Below are 16,850 nucleotides of genomic sequence, written 5' to 3'. Positions count from 1 at the left end.
TTATGCGGGCAAACGGGCGGGCACCGACCCACCGCTCCGACGCGGCGCCCCTCCGGCCCCCTTGGCCTCGTTACCCCTCCAGCCCTTCCAGCCGCTCCCGGGCCGCCCGTACCGACCGGCCCCGCCAGGACAGCCCGGACCACGGGTCGGCCTCGCCGAGGCGGCCGGCGAAGGTCGGCAACGTCCACCGTTGCGGCGTCAGTTCGGGATCGTCCAGTTCGTCGCGGGAGATGGGTGTCGCCACCGGGGCGCCCGGCTTGGCCCGTACGGAATAGGGCGCGACGGCCGTCTGCGCGTACGCGTTGCGCTGGACGTCGAGGTAGATCCGGCCCTTGCGGTCGGCCTTGCGCTGTTCGGTGGTGAGCCGGTCCGGGTGGCGCCGGGCGAGCCGTCCGGCGGCCAGGTGCGCGAAGTCGCGGACCGTGTCGAAGTCCGCGCCGCCGTCCAGCGGCGCGATCACGTGCAGGCCGCGTGAGCCGGTGGTCATCAGGCGGGCGGGCAGTTTCAGTTCGTCCCACAGTTCGCAGACGCGGTGCGCGGTCCACCGGACGTCCTCGAAGTCCGCGCCCTCGGACGGGTCGAGGTCGAAGATCAGCAGGTCGGGGTGGTCGGGCCGGTGCTCGCGGGAGAGCCAGCGGTGCGGGGTCACACTGGCCTGGTCGGCGAGGTAGACGAGGGTCGCCGCGTCGTCGCACACGACGTGGGTGACCGTGCCGCCCTCCTTGGCCTGCTCGGAGCGGCGTACCCACTCGGGGAAGTGGTCGGGCGCGTTCTTCTGCATCAGGGGACGGCCGCCGATGCCGTCGGGGTGCCGTTCCATCATCAGCGGCCGGTCGCGCAGATGGGGGACCGCGCGCCGGGCGACCGCCTTGTAGTGCTCGGCCAGGTCCTCCTTGGTGATCCCGTCGTCCGGGAAGAGGACCTTGCCGGGCCGGCTGATCCCGACCGTGCGCCGCCCCGCCTTGATGGTGTGTACGTCGTCCGCGCCGCCGCTGCTGCCGCTCATACCGTGGACGGGTAACCGGGCGGGCCGGGCGGCAAACGCGGGGCGGGGCGGGGCCGCCCGGTACCGGTTCGGCGGGGGGCCGTACGAGTTGCTTCCGGGGCACCGCCCCTCGTCCTGCCGCATACCTCCCGGTTCGCGTGCTTACGATCCTGGGGGCCGTCGTCACCTGGCGTCGTTTCACCCGAAGGCGGGACGCGACCGGCGCCACGTTGACGGTGTGGCCCTTGCCCTGCCCTCGGTCGGGAGGGTGGATCGCACGGGCGGAAGGGAACGCGACGATGAAAGCCGTAGCAGTCACCGCATTCGGCGAACAGCCCCAGCTCATGGAGCTGTCGGAGCCCGACCCCGGACCCGGCGAGGTCCTGGTGCGGATGTCCGCCGCGGGGGTCAACCCCGTCGACTGGAAGACCGCCGACGGGCTCCTCAAGGACTCCGTCCGGCACTCCTTCCCCCTCGTCCTGGGGTCGGACGGCGCGGGCGAGATCGTCGCCATCGGGCCGGGCGTGCGCCGCTTCACGGTGGGCGACTCGGTGTTCGGCCAGTTCCAGCGGCCGGAGCGGGGCGGCGGTTCGTACGGGGAGTTCGCGGTGGCCCCGGAGAAGGCGCTGGCCGGCGCGGCCCGCAACGTCACCTACGCGGTGTCGGCGGCCGTGCCCACGGCCGGGACGACGGCGTACAACCTGGTCGAGGAGACGCGCGTCGCGGAGGGCCGGCGCGTCCTGGTCGTCGGCGGGACCGGCGGCGTCGGCACCTTCGTCACCCAGCTCGCGGCCGGCCGGGGCGCCGAGGTGATCGTCACCGCGCGGCCGGGCCTGGCGGACCTGATGCGCGACCTGGGCGCCGCACAGACCGTGGACCACACGCTGGGCCCGGTGGCCGACCAGGTGCTCGCGGCCCACCCGGACGGGGTGGACGTGCTGCTCGACCTGGTCGGCGACCCGACCGCGTTCGGCGAGATGACCCGTACCGTGCGGGACGGCGGCACGGCCGTCTCCACCGTCGGGTCCGCCGACGCGGACGTCCTGACCGACCACAACCTGCGCGGCTTCAACTTCGTCAACCGGCCCTCGCCGCAGCTGCTGGAGATCCTCGCCGGACAGCTCGACGCGGGACGGCTGACCTCGATCGTCGCCGACGAGATCGTCCTGGAGGACGCCCCGGAGGCGCTGGAGACCAGCCGTACGGGCCATGCGCAGGGCAAGACGGTCATCACCTTCTGATCGCCGCCCGCCCCTCGGCGGGCGGGCGGCTCAGTGATCGTGCGGGCCCGGCCGGTGGACCGGCCCGTGCGTGCCCTCGCAGTGCGGGGCGGCGAGCGCCGCGTCGTCCGGCCCGGCCGCTATGTGCAGCATCTCGCCGGAGCGGGGCAGTTCGCCCACGTGGTCGACCTGGAGGGTGGCGTGGGTGATGCCGTACTTCAGGCTCAGCAGCTCGTGCAGGCTGCGGCGTACGGCGTGGCAGTCGCCGCCCGGGGCGACCAGGATGTGCGCGGACAGGGCCGGTTCGCCGGACGTGATCTCCCAGATGTGCAGGTCGTGGACCTCCACCACCTGGTCCGTCTCGACGAGGTGGTCCCCCAGCGCGTCCGGGTCCACGCCGCTCGGCGCCGCCTCCATGAAGATCCGGCCGGACTCGCGCACCAGGCCGGTGCCGGCGCGCAGCATCAGCACGACCACGACGAGGGAGGCGATGGCGTCGGCCCGCGCGAAGCCGGTGAGCAGCACCACCGCGCCGGCGACGGCGGTGGCGATGAAGCCGAACAGGTCGGTCAGGATGTGCTGGTAGGCGCCCTCGACGTTCAGGCTGCTGCGGTTGGCCCGGGAGATGCACCAGGCGGCCGCGATGTTGACGACGATCCCGGCGAGCGCGGTGACCAGGACCAGTCCGCCGGTGACCTCGGGCGGTGACACCAGGCGGGTGACGGCCTCGTACCCGAGCCAGAGGGACAGCACGAGCAGCGTGACGCCGTTGGCCTGCGCGGACAGGATCTCGGCGCGCTTGAGCCCGTACGTGTAGCCGCCGCGCGCGGGCCGGGCGGCCAGCCGCATCGCGACCAGGGCCAGCACGATCGAGGCGGCGTCGGTGAGCATGTGGGCGGCGTCGGAGATCAGCGCCAGGGAGCCCGCGAGAAAACCGATCACCACCTCCACGGCCATGAACGCCGTGATCAGCACCAGCGCGGCGCGCAGCCAGCGGCGGTCGGCGTCGGGGGAGAGGGCGTGCGAGTGCGCGTGCCCGTGGTTGTGCCCGTGGCCGTGGCTGTGTTCGTGGCCGTGATCGTGGCCCTGCTCGTGCCCGTGGCCGTGTGCGCTGGGCGGGTGTCCGGTGGTGGCCGCGGTGGTGGTCGCGGTGGTCGCGTCGGCGGCGGCGGTGCGGGCGTGCTCGGTCATGGAACGCGCTCCTCCCTGGGGCGTCCGAAAGGACGTGCGCAAGGAAGCAAACCGCACTTCGCCGCTAGATCCAAAGGCTGCAGCGGTGACCGTTGTCATTACCGTCAAACGGCGTATCGTCGCAGGTCACAGCGGTGCACTCGGTAAGCCGCGCGGCGGCCCGGTCAGCTCCCGGGCCGCCCCGCCCCCCTCACCGATCCCGGCCCCGACATCGCAATGCCGCCGCCAGGCGCCGTGCCACGTCGGGGGCGCAGCGGCCCAGTTCCACGAGGGGGCGGGGGGCGTCGGCCGCCAGTGACGGGCCGTCCAGGCCCAGCGACGGCAGGGTGATTCCCACGCCGGCCAGAGCGGCCTGGAGTTCGTCCCGGGCCTCCTCCGCGTCTTTGATCTGTCCGTCCGCCGTCGCGCGTTCGACTGTGTCCATGATTCGCAGCGCCTTCCCTCGGAGCCCATGTCGCGCTTCCACTGAAGAGCATCGCTCAGTGAAACCACGATTACTAGGAGTAGCCAATTATGCGGCCGCGAAACGAAATCGGGAGGGGTTGTGCGGATACCGGCGTATCCGGCTCCGCGAGCCCGCCGGTGGGCCGGTCCCGGCCCGCCTCTTACCCTTGAAACGCGCCGACCGGGTGTCCGCTCCCGGTTGACTTCCCGCGTCCACCGGACCCGTCGTGCCGCCCCGTACGACGTCCGACCCCGAGCCATGAGGTAACCGGCAGTGAGCACCGCCCCGCCCGCAGCGCCCCCGCCGCGTACCCCCGCCCGCGTGACCGTCGTCGGTATCGGCGCGGACGGCTGGGACGGGTTGCCGGCGGCTTCCCGGGAGGTGTTGCGCGGCGCGGGGACGCTCGTCGGCGGTGCGCGGCAGCTCGCCCTGCTGCCCGCCGAGTGCGCGGGCGAGCGGGTCCCGTGGCCGTCGCCGCTGCGGCCCGCCGTGCCGGGGCTGCTCGCGGCGCACGCCGGGCGCGAGGTGTGCGTCCTGGCCAGCGGCGATCCCATGTTCTACGGCATCGGGCGGACGCTGGCCGAGGTGCTCGGAGAGGTGGGCGCGGCGCCGCCCCGGGTGCTGCCGCACCCGTCCTCCGTCTCGTACGCGTGTGCCCGCCTCGGCTGGCCCGTCGAGGACACGGAGGTGGTCACCCTCGTCGGCCGTCCCCTCGCGGGCCTGGCGGCCGCCCTGCACGACGGCCGCCGCCTGCTCGTCCTGTCCGCGGGCGCCGAAACCCCCGCCCAGGTCGCGGGACTGCTGCGCGAACGTGGCTTCGGCCCGACGCGGATGCGCGTACTGGAACAGCTCGGCGGCCCGCGCGAACGCCGGGCCGAGGGCACGGCAGCGGACTGGCCGCCCCCGACTGCCGCCTCCGGAACCGACCCGCTCAACGTCGTCGCCCTGGACTGTGCCCGCGCCCCCGAAGCCCTCCGGCTCTCCGCCGCCCCTGGCCTGCCCGACGCCGCGTACGAGCACGACGGCCAGCTGACCAAGCGTCACATACGCGCCGCCACGCTCGCCGCGCTGGCCCCCGCGCCCGGCGAACTGCTGTGGGACATCGGCGGCGGCTCCGGCTCCATCGGCATCGAGTGGATGCGCACGCACCGCGCCTGCCGCGCCGTCGCCGTCGAGCGGGACGCCGTACGGGCCGGGCGCATCGCCCGTAACGCGGACGCGCTCGGCGTACCGGCCCTGCGCGTGGTCACCGGCCCCGCGCCCGAAGCGCTCGCCGGACTCCCGGCCCCCGACGCGGTGTTCGTCGGCGGCGGACTGACGGCGCCCGGCCTCCTGGAGGCGTGCTGGGCGGCGCTGCCGCCGGGCGGCCGACTGGTCGCCAACACCGTCACGCTGGAGTCCGAGGCGCTGCTCGCCGACTGGTACCGGCGGCACGGCGGCGACCTCGTACGGCTCGCGGTCGCGCACGCCGTGCCGGTCGGCGGTTTCACCGGGTGGCGGCAGGCCATGCCGGTGACGCAGTGGTCGGTGACGAAGGACCGGGCAGCCGCCTCTCCGGCCTTCTCCGCCCCAGAGGACCCGGACACACCCGAAGCCTCTGACACCCCCAGCGCCCCAGACGCGCCCAACGCCCCTTCTGCCCCCGGAGACGCACAGTGACCGTCCACTTCATCGGCGCCGGACCGGGCGCCGCCGACCTGATCACCCTGCGCGGCGCCCGCACGCTGGCCCGCTGCGAGGTCTGCCTGTACGCGGGCAGCCTGGTGCCGCGCGAACTGCTCGACGAGTGCCCGCCCGGCGCCCGCCTGGTCGACACCGCCGACCTGGACCTCGACCAGATCACCGCCGAACTGGTCCGCGCGCACGAGGCCGGCCAGGACGTGGCCCGGCTGCACTCCGGCGATCCGTCCGTCTTCAGCGCCGTGGCCGAGCAGATGCGCCGCCTGGACGCGGCGGGCGTGCCGTACGAGGTCGTACCCGGCGTACCGGCGTTCGCCGCCGCAGCGGCGGCCCTCAAGCGCGAACTGACCGTCCCCACCGTCGGCCAGACCGTCATCCTGACCCGCATCGCCCAGCAGGCCACCGCGATGCCCGAAGGCGAGGACCTGGCGACGCTGGGCCGCAGCCGCGCGCTGCTCGTCCTGCACCTCGCGGCCCGCTACGTGGACCGCGTCGTCGGCGAACTCCTGCCGCACTACGGCGCCGACTGCCCCGCCGCGGTCGTCGCGATGGCCTCCCGCCCCGACGAACTGGTCCTGCGCGGCACGCTGTCCGACATCGCGGACCAGGTGAAGGCGGCGGGCGTGGTCCGTACGGCGGTCATCATGGTCGGCCGCACACTGGGGGCCTCGCAGTTCCGCGACAGCCATCTGTACTCGACGGAGCGCGAGCGGCACCGGGACCTGGGCTGCGCGGCGGACGCCGGGAGCGCCCCCGGCGATCAGGCCGGATAACCGGTTGATCGGGAGCGGCGCAAGCAGCAGGATCGTCCGAATGGAGACCACCGCGCAGCCCGTCGAAGCCCTGCTCGTCGTCGACGTCCAGTCGGCCTTCTTCGAGGGCGAGGAGGCGGCACCGCACGCGGCGGCCGTCCAGGAGCGCCTTGAGGACCTGGTCGACCGCGCCCGGGCCGCCGGCGCCCTGATCGTTTACCTCCAGAACGACGGCGCGCCCGGCATGTCCGACGAGACGGGAACCAAGGGCTGGGAGCTGCACCTGCCGGTCACCCCCGGCCCGCGCGAGGTCGTGATCCGTAAGACGGAGGACGACGGTTTCCACGAAACCCCGCTGGGCGGCCTGCTCACCGGGGCCGGGGTGCGGTCGCTCGTCGTCTGCGGCGTGATGTCCGAGATGTGCGTACTGGCAACCGCCCGCAGCGCCCTGGAGCGGAAGTACCGCGTCGTCCTCCCGCACGACGCGCACGGTACGTACGACGTGCCGCCCGCGCCCGGCGAGACCGAGGGCGTCCCGGCCGCGATGGCCTCGCGGGTGGCGGAATGGGCGCTGGGCGACGAGGTGGAGATCGTCGCGTACGCGAAGGACGTCCCCTTCGGGGCGCCGCCGGCCGTGTAACGGCTACGGCCCGCTTCGCGGCCCGCGCGCAGCGGCCCGTCCCACCACGTTCCCCGCCCGGTCGATGCAGATCACGTCCACCGCGACCGGCGCCCCGCGCAGGACCGCCAGGGCCTCGTCGCGGGCGGTCGCGGCCACCAGGTCACCGAGCGGCACGCCGCGCGCGGCGCACAGCTGGAGGGCGGCCAGCCCCGTGTTGGCCGTCGCCACCTCGGCCGCCAGCGCCTCGTCCGCACCGCCCTGCCGGGCGAGCCGCGCCAGGAACCCCTTGTCCACCTGCGACCGCGCCGAGTGCAGGTCCAGATGGCCCGCCGCCAGCTTGGACAGCTTCGCGAAGCCGCCGCAGACCGTCAGCCGGGGTACGGGGTGCCGCCGTACGTACTTCAGCACCGCGCCCGCGAAGTCGCCCATGTCCAGCAGCGCGTCCTCGGGCAGGCCGTGCTCGGCGACGACGACCTTCTCCGAGGTCGAGCCGGTGCACCCGGCCACGTGCGTACGCCCGGCCGCGCGCGCCACGTCCACGCCGCGCCGGATCGAGTCGATCCACGCCGAGCACGAGTACGGCACCACGATCCCGGTCGTCCCCAGGATCGACAGCCCGCCCAGGATTCCCAGCCGCGGATTCCACGTACTGCGCGCGATCTCCTCGCCGTGGTCGACCGACAGCTCGATCTCGACGTCGCCGCTGCCCCGGTACCGCGCCGCGACCTCGGCGACATGCTCCCGCATCATCTGCCGCGGCACGGGATTGACGGCCGGCTCGCCGACATCGAGCGGCAGCCCGGGGCGGGTGACCGTGCCCACCCCCGGACCGGCCTTGAACACCACCCCGCTGCCCGCCGGGAGCCTGCGCACCGTCGCCCGGATCAGCGCCCCGTGCGTGACGTCGGGGTCGTCCCCCGCGTCCTTGACGACGGCCGCCATGGCCACGGCGCGGTCCTCGGCCATCTCCTCGGCGGCCAGCGCGAACGCGGGTGTCTGCCCCTTCGGCAGCGTGATCGTCACCGGGTCGGGGAAGTCCCCGGTCAGCAGGGCCGTGTAGGCGGCCGTGGTCGCCGCGGTCGCGCAGGCGCCGGTCGTCCAGCCGTGCCGCAGCCCGGTGTGCGCGAGCTGCGCCGTACGCCCGCCGGTGCCGCCTGGCGTACCGTTCGTGTCCGTATCCGACTCACCCACGAAAAAGACCACCCGAGATGACCGCCCCCGCCACCGCCGCGTCCGCCGCGGCCCGCCGCCCGCACGTCCTGATCCTGGGCGGTACGACCGAGGCCCGCCGGCTGGCCGCCGACCTGGCGGACCGGCTCCCCGGCGCGCGCGTCACGACCTCCCTCGCCGGCCGGGTGGCCGCGCCCCGGCTCCCGGCCGGGGAGGTGCGCATCGGCGGGTTCGGAGGCCCGGACGGCCTCGCACACTGGCTGCGCGAGCACGCGGTGGACGCGCTCATCGACGCCACCCATCCCTTCGCCGGCACGATCAGTTTCAACGCGGCACAGGCGGCCGCCACCGCCCATGTTCCCCTGCTCGCGCTCCGCAGGCCCGGCTGGGTCCCCGGGCCGGACGACACGTGGCACCCGGTCGCCTCCCTGGCCGGGGCCGCGGCGGTCCTCCCCGCGCTGGGCCACCGCGTCTTCCTCACCACCGGCCGCATGGGCCTCGCCACCTTCGCCCACCTCACCGGTCTCTGGTTCCTCGTCCGCTCCGTGGACGCCCCGGAGCCGCCGTTCCCGCCCCGGATGGACGTCCTCCTCGACCGGGGCCCCTTCACCCTCGAAGGTGAACGCGCCCTCCTCCACGACCACCGCGTCGACGTCCTCGTCACCAAGGACAGCGGCGCCGCGGCCACGGCCCCGAAGCTGACGGCGGCGCGCGAGGCGGGGGTGCCGGTGGTCGTCGTACAGCGGCCGCCCGTCCCGCCGGGCGTGCCGGTCGTCGAGACTCCGGATCAGGCGGTGGCCTGGCTGTCGGCGCTGTGACCGCGCGGCGGGCGGTGCTTCACGCAGCCGTGCGCCCCGCCCCCGGCTCCCGTTCCCGCTCCCATGAGCGCGGCGCACACCACGTCCTCCGGGACCTCCGGCCCGAGGCCGGAATGGCCGAAGAGCGCCCGGAACACGATGGGCGCGGCGAACAGGTCCAGCACGAGGTCGACGTCGAGGCCGGGCCGGAGGTCGCCGCGTTCCTGTCCCTTGCGCAGGGACGCGACGCACGCTTTCCGGCGGGGTGCCCAGAAGTCGGTGAGGAAGCGTTCCCGCAGTTCCGGGTCGTCCGCGAGGTCGGCCACCAGCGCGGGGAGCACCTGGCCGAGGGCCGGGTCGTCCATCGCGGCCCGGAGCGCTTCGAGATGCCCGACGAGGTCGCAGTGGGTGCATCCGGTGTCGATCTCCACGACACCGACCCGGGCCTGTGCCATGACCTCGACGACCAGGTGCTGCTGGCTCTCCCAGCGCCGGCGGACGGCGGGTTTGGTGGTTCCGGCCCGCTTCGCGATGGCTTCCATGGTCAGGCCCCGGTAGCCGACTTCCCGAAGGAGTTCGGTCACCGCGGCCGGCACGGCGTGATCGATCCGCTCGTCCCGCCTGCGCGCCATCGAACACTCCCGGGAACCGCCCGCCGACCTCGTTGCCCGGCAACCCTACCGGGCAAGCAGGACGACCTTGCCGAACGCCTTTCCGCCCGCCACCCGCCGTAGCGCGCTGTCGGCCTCGGCGAGCGGGAAACCCTGATCGACCACGGCCGAGACACGGCCCTCCCCCAGCAGCGCCACCACCCTCTTCCAGGAGACCTGCATGTCCTGCGGGGCCACCGAATTGAGGCTGAACGCGCTCAGCGACAGCGACTTGTGGAAATCACGCAGCAGCGGCCCGAAGGACTCCACTCCGGGAAATCCGCCGGCGCCGCCGCAGAGGATGTAGCGCCCGTTGGGGCGCAGGAGTCCGAGATGCTTCTCCACGTCCGGCCCGGCGACCGTGTCCACGACCACGTCGTATGTCGCCCCGGGAAGAGCGGACGCCTCCGTACGGTCGACGATGTGCGCGGCGCCCAGGGCCCGCAGGCGTTCACCGCGGGCCGCCGACGAGGTGACGGCGGTGACCTCGGCTCCACGGGCGCGCGCGAACTGCGTGGCGAGCACCCCGATCCCGCCTCCGGCACCACGGACGAGCACCCGCTCACCGGCGGCCGCCCCCGCCCGGTGGAGCGCGATGTCGGCGACCAGCGCGTTGACGCCCAGCGCGACCACATCAACGGCCCGGGTGCCATGCGGAGCCGGAAAGACCAGCCCGGCGTCGGTCACGACCCTCTCGGCGAAGCCCCCGAAGCCCGGCAGCATGGCCAGAACCTGCTGCCCCACCAGCCCCTCGGCCACCCCCTGCCCGACCGCCGCGACGCGCCCGGCAACCTCCACCCCCGGCACCGCCCCCACACCGGGAAACCCCGGATACTCGCCCCGCATCGCCATGACATCCACAAACCCGAACCCGGCCGCTTCGACATCGACGAGCACCTGGCCGGGGGCGGGGGCCGGCTCCGGTGCCTCGGTCACGGCGAGTCCTCCGGAAGACCTGACGACCACTGCTTTCACTGTGCGGCTCCCTCACGACGACGACTGATCCGAGATCCGGATAACGTTCCAATCCGGATCGGAACGTTATGACGGCGCGTGCGGGGCGTCAAGGCGTGGCCGGACTGGCCGGCCTCGCTGACCCGGCCGGTTTGGTCGGCCTCGCCGTGCGGTCGGCGCTGTGGTTGCCGGATTCGGTCCACGCCTTGTAGCTGGTCGCCGCATCCAGCAGCACGACGTCGCCACCGGCCGCCCGCACCGACTCGGCGGACGGCGCAGCGGGCTGCGTCACGAAGCAGGCGACGGAGGATCGGAGGCGTACGGGTTCCCAGGGGTGCCGGCGTGCCGAAGGCGGCTACATCGAAGAAGGTCCCCCTCGGGACGAACTGCCTGGATCACGGCGCGCGAATCGCGCTTCACCGGGGCCATGACGCACTCCACCGGTTGGCCTCCCTGACGCGCGCCTCCAGCGCCTCGCGGCGGGTGGCGTCGTCCGCGGGCGGGGGTGGGGGCGGCTTCGGGGGCCGGGGTTGCTCGCCGGTCACGTGGAGCACGTCCGGAGTACGGCGGCGAGGCGGCGGGCCACCTCGGGGGTGCAGCGGCCGAGCGTCACGAGCGGGCGGGCGATGTCGCCGGTGAGGGAGGCGGCGTCCAGGCTCAGGGTGGGGAGTTTGATGCCGACGGCGGTGAGGGCGGTACGGAGTTCGTCGCGCGCTTCCTCGGCGATTTTGATCGTGTTTGTGGTTCGGATGGGCTCGGTCGTGGCCATGTGTTTCCGCCTTTGAGCGGTCGTCGGAATCCGCAAGCACCTTGCGTGAACCCATCGTTACGCTCCGAGAAGGAGTGCGGTAGCGGGAACCTGTTGCCGTCTGGGTACGACAACGAGGGGGCTGGCCGAGATGGACGAATGTGACCTCGATGAGGAGGAGTCGGCGCGCGAGGTGCTCGCCAATGAACTGCGTCGCCTACGTGAAGTATCCGGTAGGTCGCTGAGCCAGCTGGCCGATGAAGCCAATTACGACCGTACGTACTTGAACCGGCTGGAGAACGGAGAGCGTCTGTCCAGGCGGGACGTCATGGTGGCGCTTGACCGCATCTACGGGACCGGGAAACTCCTGGTCGGGCTCTGGGCACTCGCGCGCCGCAGCGCCCTCCTCGGCAGGTACCGGTCGTTCATGCAGTGCGAGGAAAAGGCCGTCGTCATGCACAAGTACGCGATGGCCATGCCTGGACTGCTCCAGACCGAGGAATACGCGCGCGCGTTGTTGTCGTCATCGCCGACGCCCATCAGCAAGAAACTGCTGGACGATCGCGTGGCTGACCGGCTGGGAAGGCAGGAGCTACTGGACCGGGTCCCGTTGCCGAGCGTGCGCTTCATTCTCGATGAGGCCGCGCTCCGCCGCCCCATGGCGGGGCGGGGGGTCTGGCGTACCCAGCTCGGTCACGTCCTGAAGGCGGCCGAAGCGCCGAACATCGCAGTGCAGGTGCTGCCTTTCAGTGCAGGCTCGCATGACCTGATGGGTGGCTCGCTGTCATTGCTGTGGATGGACGACGGGAGTGCGGTTGCCTACCTTGAGGGCAACAAGTCGGGCGACTTGATCGAAGACAGGGACGAAGTGAAGCAACACTGGCTGTCCTACGACCGGTTGAGGGATATGTCCCTGTCGTTGACCGAATCGATCGCATTCATCCAACAGTTGATGGAGTCCAGTAACCAATGAACACCAGTCGTGAAACGCGGGCCACTGCGTGGCGGAAGAGCAGCTACAGCAACGGCGGTGACAACAACTGCGTCGAGGTCGCCGACGGCTTCCCCGAGGCCGTTCCCGTGCGCGACAGCAAGGACCAGGACGGCCCGGCGCTGATATTCACCCACGAGGCGTGGGGCGCCTTCATAGGCGGCCTGAAGGGGCGCGGCTGCCTCTGACTCAGCGCTCCCGCTTCAGCGTCAGGACGTGACACGCATCCGGGCCACCCCCGAGCCGTTCGTACAGCACCGGGTGCCCCTTCTCCTCGCCGATCCGCAGCGAACGGACCGTGCTGCGTTCCAGCTCTGCGTCGAGGCGGTCGAAGGTGAGGGAGAGGGTGGTGCGGTCCGGGGTGATGGTCCAGGTGCCGTCGCTGATGAAGCCGGACGGGGGTGCGTCGCTGGTGGCCAGGGCGGCGTCGTGGGACTTGGGCCAGTCGTGTACGAGGAACGTGCGGCCGAGTTTGCCGCCGAGGTTCTTGAGGTCCACCGAGATTCCGCGGTCGGACGACCACGCGCCGTAGAGGTCGGCGGCGCTGTAGCGCGTCGACGGTTCCGGGCCGCAGCGTTTCTCCTCGGAGGCGCAGCCGGTGGTGGAGAGGGTGAGCAGGAGCGTTGTGGAAGTGGCGGCAGCTGTGGTCCGTAAGGCTGTCCGCTGCTTCGGTCTGCCGGTCATGTGGTGATGCCCCCGCCTGCGTTTCCGGTGAGTTGTCCGCCGGGTGGGCGGGACGGCGCCGAGGTTAAGTGATCGATGGGGGCGCGGCCCCGGCGGTGGCTGGATCTACCGGTCGGGGAGGGGGCTTGTGGCGGATTTCTGGCCGGAATACGGGCGGGCGGGCCGGAGCCCCCGGCCCGCCCGTCACCCGGTCACCCCTCCGGATACCTCCGAGGCGTCCACACCGTCTCCCGGTCCTCGTCGCCGCGGCGTACCGACTCCGTCTGGGAGGAGCCGATGAGGAGGATGGTGCGCATGTCGACCTCCCCGGGGGCGAGGGCGGTGAGGGGGACGACGCGGATGGACTCGGTCGGGCCGCCCACGTCGCGGGCCATGACGACCGGGGTGTCCGGGGAGCGGTGTTCGAGGAGGAGTTCGCGGGCCTTGGCGACCTGCCAGGTGCGGGTGCGGGAGCCGGGGTTGTAGAGGGCCATCGCCAGGTCGGCGGAGGCGGCGGCCCGGAGGCGGGCGGCGATGACTTCCCAGGGCTTGAGGCGGTCGGAGAGGGAGATGACCGCGTAGTCGTGGCCGAGGGGCGCGCCCGCGCGGGCGGCGGCCGCGTTGGCGGCGGTGACGCCGGGGAGGACGTGTACGGGGACGGACTGGTAGGCGGGCTGGGCGGCTACTTCGAGGACGGCCGTGGCCATGGCGAAGATGCCGGGGTCGCCGCCGGAGACGACCGCGACCCGGCGGCCCCGGCGGGCCAGGTCGAGGGCCAGTTCCGCGCGTTCGGACTCGACCTTGTTGTCGGAGGCGTGGCGGGCCTGTCCGGGGCGTACGGGGACGCGGTCGAGGTAGGTGGTGTAGCCGACGAGGTCGGTGGCGGAGGCGAGGGCGCCGCGGGATTCGGGGGTGAGCCACAGGGGGCCTGCCGGGCCGGTGCCGACGACCACGACCGAGCCGGTGACGGGCGCGGGCGGCGGGGTGGCGATGCGGCTGGGTACGACGGCGACGGAGAAGTAGGGGACGGAGGCCGGGTCGACGGACGTCAGGGGTGCGGTGCGCTCGCCCGGCATCGTCGCGCGTTCGACGTAGTCCGCTTCCGGGAGGCGGCCGGAGTCGGTGAGCGCCTGGTGTACGGAGGGGAAGGTGCGGCCGAGCTTCATGACGACGGCGGCGTCGGTGGCGGCGAGCCGGGCGGTCAGTTCCTCGGTGGGGAGGGTGCCGGGGAGGATGGTGAGGACCTCGTCGGCTTCGCAGAGGGGCTTGCCGAGGCGGGCTGCCGCCGCGCTGACCGAGGTGACGCCGGGGATGACCTCGGTCTCGTAGCGGTCTGCCAGGCGCTGGTGCATGTGCTGGTACGAGCCGTAGAAGAGCGGGTCGCCCTCGGCCAGTACGGCGACGGTGCGGCCCGCGTCGAGGTGCGCGGCGAGGCGGGCGGCGGCTTCGGTGTAGAAGTCGTCGAGGGCGCCCCGGTAGCCGCCGGGGTGGTCGGTCGTCTCGGTGGTGATCGGGTAGACCAGGGGTTCTTCGTGGTGGTCCGGGCGGATGTGGCGCTCGGCGATGGAGCGGGCGATCGAGCGGCCGTGGCGGGCGCTGTGGTACGCGATCACGTCGGCGGCGGAGATGACCTCGACGGCGCGCAGCGTCATCAGGCTGGGGTCGCCGGGGCCGAGGCCGACTCCGTACAGACGCCCCGGGCCGGGGGTGGTGTGCTGCTCGGTCACTCTTCCACGCTCGCTATCGCGTTGATCGCTGCCGCTGCCATGGCGCTGCCGCCGCGCCGTCCGCGTACCACCAGGTGCTCCAGGCCCGAGGGGTGCTGGGCCAGCGCGTCCTTGGACTCGGCCGCGCCGATGAAGCCGACCGGGATGCCGAGCACGGCGGCCGGGCGGGGCGCGCCCTCCTCGATCATCTCCAGGAGGCGGAAGAGGGCGGTGGGGGCGTTGCCGACGGCGACCACCGCGCCGTCCAGGCGGTCGCGCCACAGTTCGAGGGCGGCGGCGCTGCGGGTGGTGCCCAGGCGCTTGGCCAGGTCCGGTACGGACGGGTCGGCGAGGGTGCAGATCACGTCGTTGCCGGCGGGCAGCCGCTTGCGGGTGACGCCGCTGGCGACCATGTTCGCGTCGCACAGGATCGGCGCGCCGCCCCGCAGGGCCTCGCTCGCGCGGGCGACGACCTGCGGGGAGTACGCCAGGTCGCGTACGAGGTCGGTCATGCCGCAGGCGTGGATCATCCGGACGGCGACCCTGCTGACGTCGTCGGGCAGGTGCGCGAGGTCCGCCTCGGCGCGGATGGTGGCGAAGGACCGGCGGTAGATCTCCGCGCCGTCCTTCTCGTAGTCGAACTCGCTCACTGTGTCTCGTTGCCCTCGGTCATGTCGTGGTGCGGGTGGCCGCGCGGGCCGACGCGACGGCGTCGGCGAGGCGGTCGGCGGGGTCGGTCAGGGGGATGGTGGTCGTCGCGGGCGCGTTGTGCCGGGTTCCCCGTACGGACACCTCGTAGGCGTCGCCGGTGGCGACGACATCGACCCACGCGCCGTGCGGGTGGCCGCAGCGCCGGGCGCAGCCCGACCAGTGGACGGGCAGTCCGGTGCCGTCCTCGGGGAGGGTGGCGGCGGCGTCCGCGCGTACGTCGGACAGGGACTTGGCGCAGCCGGGGCGGCCGGTGCAGGCGCCGAGCCCGTACCAGGGGGAGGCGGGGTCGGTGACCAGACCGGCCGTGGCCAGTTCGCGCAGTCCGGACTCGGCCGCCTCGGGAGGCAGGCCGGGCAGGACCACGCCGCGCCAGGGTGTCATACGCAGTTCGCCGGAGCCGTCCCGGGCGACGGCGGCCAGCCGCCGCAGCTGGGCGGTGGTGAGGCGGCCGAGGGGGGCGAGGAGGGAGAGGGCGGTGGTGCCGTCGGGGCCGGTGACCGGTCCCGGGCGCGGTGGGGGCGGTGCCGGGACCGGCGTGTACGGCTGGGTGTCCGGCCGGGTGTCCGGCTGCGGGAGCCGCGTACGGAGGCGGGCGCGGACCGCCGGGGCCCCGTACCCGGGCGGCAGCTCCCGTACGCGCCAGGAGCCGTTGCCCGCCTCCTGGGCGACGGAGAGGAACGCTTCGGCCGCGGTGCGGGCCGCGCGGGGCGCGTCGCGGCCGGGGAGGCGCAGGGCCTCGGTGTCGTCGCCGACGCGCAGCAGCGCCGTGCCACCGGGTTCTGCGATCAACGTCACATCGCCGCCGAGCGCGGCCACGTCGCCGCGGCCGTCGTCCAGCGCGAAGAGGAAGCGGCCGGAGAGGTCGGGTGCCGTGTCGCTCGCGCACAGGAGGAGGTCCAGCTCACGGGCCCATTCCTGGACGGGGGCCGCGCCGTCGGCGCCCTGCCCGTCCAGGCCGGCGAGCGGGGAGGCGACGATGTTGCGTACGCGTTCGTGGCGGTCGGAGGGGAGGAGGCCGGCGGCGCGCAGCAGGCCGGCGAGATCCTCCGCGCAGCCGTCGCGCAGGCCGCGCAGTTCCGCGTTGCCGCGGGAGGTGAGGGAGAGGTGGCCGTCGCCGAGGCCGTCCGCCGCTTCGGCCAGCGCCAGCGCCTGATGGGCTGTCAGCAGGCCTGCGGGCAGGCGGAGTCGGGCCAGGGAGCCGTCGGCGGCCGAGTGCAGCCGCAGGGCTCCGGGACAGGCGTCGCCGCGGGTCCGTACGCAGGCGTCACCGCGGTCCCGTGCGAGGGATTCGTCCCGATGCGGGGGTATCGCGGGGGTGGGCGGCATGGCGGCGAGCATACCGACGATGGCCTGGACGGTCCCCGCCCGGCCGTCGGCCGCAGCCCTTACTATGCAGGTCGGTGGGTCAGCTGGCCCACCGGACGCCATCGACGGCGCCAAGGGAGGAAGCCCGGTGCAAATCCGGTGCGGTCCCGCCACTGTGAGCCCGGCCACCGCCGGGCGAGCCAGGAACTCCCGCCGTCCGTGAACACCGCCCGGGGCGCGGACCCCGAGGAAGGCCAGAC

At 73.5% G+C, this 16,850-nt stretch carries 18 protein-coding genes and 1 riboswitch; of the genes, 7 read left to right on the top strand and 11 right to left on the bottom strand.

What is annotated here, in order from left to right:
• Positions 1-70: 70 nt before the first annotated feature.
• The gene (gene ligD, locus ACFV57_RS07255; RefSeq protein WP_385226646.1) at positions 71-1,006 is read right to left on the bottom strand and encodes a non-homologous end-joining DNA ligase; all 936 of its coding nucleotides are present in this window, start codon (positions 1,004-1,006) and stop codon (positions 71-73) included.
• Between the two features lie 278 nt (positions 1,007-1,284).
• Here ligD and ACFV57_RS07250 point away from each other — a divergent pair, with 278 nt between their 5' ends.
• Entirely contained in the window at positions 1,285-2,226 is a 942-nt protein-coding gene (locus tag ACFV57_RS07250) for an NADP-dependent oxidoreductase (RefSeq protein ID WP_385226644.1), read from the top strand.
• Between the two features lie 30 nt (positions 2,227-2,256).
• On the opposite strand, the gene ACFV57_RS07245 is transcribed toward ACFV57_RS07250, so the two are convergent.
• Both ACFV57_RS07245 and ACFV57_RS07240 read right to left on the bottom strand, forming a co-directional pair.
• Entirely contained in the window at positions 2,257-3,396 is a 1,140-nt protein-coding gene (locus tag ACFV57_RS07245; RefSeq protein ID WP_385226642.1) for a cation diffusion facilitator family transporter, read from the bottom strand.
• 190 nt (positions 3,397-3,586) lie between these two features.
• Entirely contained in the window at positions 3,587-3,820 is a 234-nt protein-coding gene (locus ACFV57_RS07240; protein WP_385226640.1) for a hypothetical protein, read from the bottom strand.
• Positions 3,821-4,114: 294 nt separating this feature from the next.
• On the opposite strand from ACFV57_RS07240, the gene cbiE reads away from it, so the two are divergent.
• The 3 genes from cbiE to ACFV57_RS07225 are packed head-to-tail and all read left to right on the top strand — an operon-like array spanning position 4,115 to position 6,913.
• Complete coding sequence (gene cbiE / locus ACFV57_RS07235; RefSeq protein ID WP_385226638.1) at positions 4,115-5,500, top strand: precorrin-6y C5,15-methyltransferase (decarboxylating) subunit CbiE; 1,386 nt, start codon at positions 4,115-4,117, stop codon at positions 5,498-5,500.
• Positions 5,497-6,294 carry a precorrin-4 C(11)-methyltransferase gene (cobM, locus tag ACFV57_RS07230; RefSeq protein ID WP_385226636.1) on the top strand — a complete coding sequence of 266 codons (798 nt, stop codon included), beginning with the start codon at positions 5,497-5,499 and terminating at the stop codon, positions 6,292-6,294. Before cbiE ends, cobM begins: the two co-directional genes overlap by 4 nt.
• A gap of 40 nt (positions 6,295-6,334) precedes the next feature.
• Entirely contained in the window at positions 6,335-6,913 is a 579-nt protein-coding gene (locus ACFV57_RS07225; RefSeq protein WP_385226634.1) for a cysteine hydrolase family protein, read from the top strand.
• 3 nt (positions 6,914-6,916) lie between these two features.
• Here ACFV57_RS07225 and ACFV57_RS07220 read toward each other — a convergent pair whose 3' ends face one another.
• Positions 6,917-8,086, bottom strand: coding sequence for a cobalt-precorrin-5B (C(1))-methyltransferase (locus tag ACFV57_RS07220; RefSeq protein ID WP_385226632.1), 1,170 nt, complete (start codon positions 8,084-8,086; stop codon positions 6,917-6,919).
• Positions 8,087-8,103: 17 nt separating this feature from the next.
• Between ACFV57_RS07220 and ACFV57_RS07215 the strand changes: the two genes are divergently transcribed.
• The gene (locus tag ACFV57_RS07215; protein WP_385226630.1) at positions 8,104-8,883 is read left to right on the top strand and encodes a cobalt-precorrin-6A reductase; all 780 of its coding nucleotides are present in this window, start codon (positions 8,104-8,106) and stop codon (positions 8,881-8,883) included.
• Here ACFV57_RS07215 and ACFV57_RS07210 read toward each other — a convergent pair.
• The 3 genes from ACFV57_RS07210 to ACFV57_RS07200 all read right to left on the bottom strand — a co-directional run bounded on the left by ACFV57_RS07210 (position 8,853) and on the right by ACFV57_RS07200 (position 11,235).
• Positions 8,853-9,494, bottom strand: coding sequence for a TetR/AcrR family transcriptional regulator (locus ACFV57_RS07210; protein WP_385226628.1), 642 nt, complete (start codon positions 9,492-9,494; stop codon positions 8,853-8,855). The genes ACFV57_RS07215 and ACFV57_RS07210 overlap by 31 nt on opposite strands.
• A gap of 45 nt (positions 9,495-9,539) precedes the next feature.
• Positions 9,540-10,448 carry a zinc-binding alcohol dehydrogenase family protein gene (locus ACFV57_RS07205; protein ID WP_385226626.1) on the bottom strand — a complete coding sequence of 303 codons (909 nt, stop codon included), beginning with the start codon at positions 10,446-10,448 and terminating at the stop codon, positions 9,540-9,542.
• A gap of 559 nt (positions 10,449-11,007) precedes the next feature.
• Positions 11,008-11,235 (bottom strand): hypothetical protein, encoded by a 228-nt coding sequence (locus ACFV57_RS07200; RefSeq protein WP_385226624.1) that lies wholly within the window; start codon positions 11,233-11,235, stop codon positions 11,008-11,010.
• 130 nt (positions 11,236-11,365) lie between these two features.
• On the opposite strand from ACFV57_RS07200, the gene ACFV57_RS07195 reads away from it, so the two are divergent.
• A complete protein-coding gene (locus tag ACFV57_RS07195; protein ID WP_385226622.1) occupies positions 11,366-12,187 on the top strand; it encodes a helix-turn-helix domain-containing protein in 822 nt (273 codons plus the stop codon).
• The gene (locus tag ACFV57_RS07190; protein WP_385226620.1) at positions 12,184-12,393 is read left to right on the top strand and encodes a DUF397 domain-containing protein; all 210 of its coding nucleotides are present in this window, start codon (positions 12,184-12,186) and stop codon (positions 12,391-12,393) included. The genes ACFV57_RS07195 and ACFV57_RS07190 overlap by 4 nt, the downstream gene beginning before the upstream one ends.
• A gap of 1 nt (position 12,394) precedes the next feature.
• Here the strand turns inward: ACFV57_RS07190 and ACFV57_RS07185 are convergent, their stop codons facing one another.
• From ACFV57_RS07185 to cobG, 4 genes are all read right to left on the bottom strand, one after another.
• Complete coding sequence (locus ACFV57_RS07185; protein ID WP_385226619.1) at positions 12,395-12,889, bottom strand: hypothetical protein; 495 nt, start codon at positions 12,887-12,889, stop codon at positions 12,395-12,397.
• A 191-nt stretch (positions 12,890-13,080) separates the two neighbouring features.
• Complete coding sequence (locus tag ACFV57_RS07180; RefSeq protein ID WP_385226617.1) at positions 13,081-14,595, bottom strand: precorrin-2 C(20)-methyltransferase; 1,515 nt, start codon at positions 14,593-14,595, stop codon at positions 13,081-13,083.
• Positions 14,592-15,224 (bottom strand): precorrin-8X methylmutase, encoded by a 633-nt coding sequence (locus ACFV57_RS07175; protein ID WP_385226615.1) that lies wholly within the window; start codon positions 15,222-15,224, stop codon positions 14,592-14,594. The genes ACFV57_RS07180 and ACFV57_RS07175 overlap by 4 nt, the downstream gene beginning before the upstream one ends.
• A gap of 19 nt (positions 15,225-15,243) precedes the next feature.
• Positions 15,244-16,623 (bottom strand): precorrin-3B synthase, encoded by a 1,380-nt coding sequence (cobG, locus tag ACFV57_RS07170; protein WP_385226613.1) that lies wholly within the window; start codon positions 16,621-16,623, stop codon positions 15,244-15,246.
• A gap of 45 nt (positions 16,624-16,668) precedes the next feature.
• Positions 16,669-16,821, top strand: a riboswitch (cobalamin riboswitch).
• The last annotated feature ends 29 nt before the right edge of the window (positions 16,822-16,850 follow it).

Origin of the sequence: Streptomyces sp. NPDC059788 (genome assembly GCF_042732265.1) — a bacterium.
Classification (GTDB): domain Bacteria; phylum Actinomycetota; class Actinomycetes; order Streptomycetales; family Streptomycetaceae; genus Streptomyces.
The sequence above is the reverse complement of the archived record's forward strand: the minus strand, read 5'-3'. Positions and strand labels throughout refer to the sequence as shown.

Bases quoted from the DNA above. Each gene is read 5' to 3' on its own strand.
- ligD (WP_385226646.1), bottom strand. From the start codon at position 1,006: ATGAGCGGCAGCAGCGGCGGCGCGGACGACGTACACACCATCAAGGCG.
- ACFV57_RS07250 (WP_385226644.1), top strand. From the start codon at position 1,285: ATGAAAGCCGTAGCAGTCACCGCATTCGGCGAACAGCCCCAGCTCATG.
- ACFV57_RS07245 (WP_385226642.1), bottom strand. From the start codon at position 3,396: ATGACCGAGCACGCCCGCACCGCCGCCGCCGACGCGACCACCGCGACC.
- ACFV57_RS07240 (WP_385226640.1), bottom strand. From the start codon at position 3,820: ATGGACACAGTCGAACGCGCGACGGCGGACGGACAGATCAAAGACGCG.
- ACFV57_RS07225 (WP_385226634.1), top strand. From the start codon at position 6,335: ATGGAGACCACCGCGCAGCCCGTCGAAGCCCTGCTCGTCGTCGACGTC.
- ACFV57_RS07215 (WP_385226630.1), top strand. From the start codon at position 8,104: ATGACCGCCCCCGCCACCGCCGCGTCCGCCGCGGCCCGCCGCCCGCAC.
- ACFV57_RS07210 (WP_385226628.1), bottom strand. From the start codon at position 9,494: ATGGCGCGCAGGCGGGACGAGCGGATCGATCACGCCGTGCCGGCCGCG.
- ACFV57_RS07200 (WP_385226624.1), bottom strand. From the start codon at position 11,235: ATGGCCACGACCGAGCCCATCCGAACCACAAACACGATCAAAATCGCC.
- ACFV57_RS07195 (WP_385226622.1), top strand. From the start codon at position 11,366: ATGGACGAATGTGACCTCGATGAGGAGGAGTCGGCGCGCGAGGTGCTC.
- ACFV57_RS07190 (WP_385226620.1), top strand. From the start codon at position 12,184: ATGAACACCAGTCGTGAAACGCGGGCCACTGCGTGGCGGAAGAGCAGC.
- ACFV57_RS07185 (WP_385226619.1), bottom strand. From the start codon at position 12,889: ATGACCGGCAGACCGAAGCAGCGGACAGCCTTACGGACCACAGCTGCC.
- cobG (WP_385226613.1), bottom strand. From the start codon at position 16,623: ATGCTCGCCGCCATGCCGCCCACCCCCGCGATACCCCCGCATCGGGAC.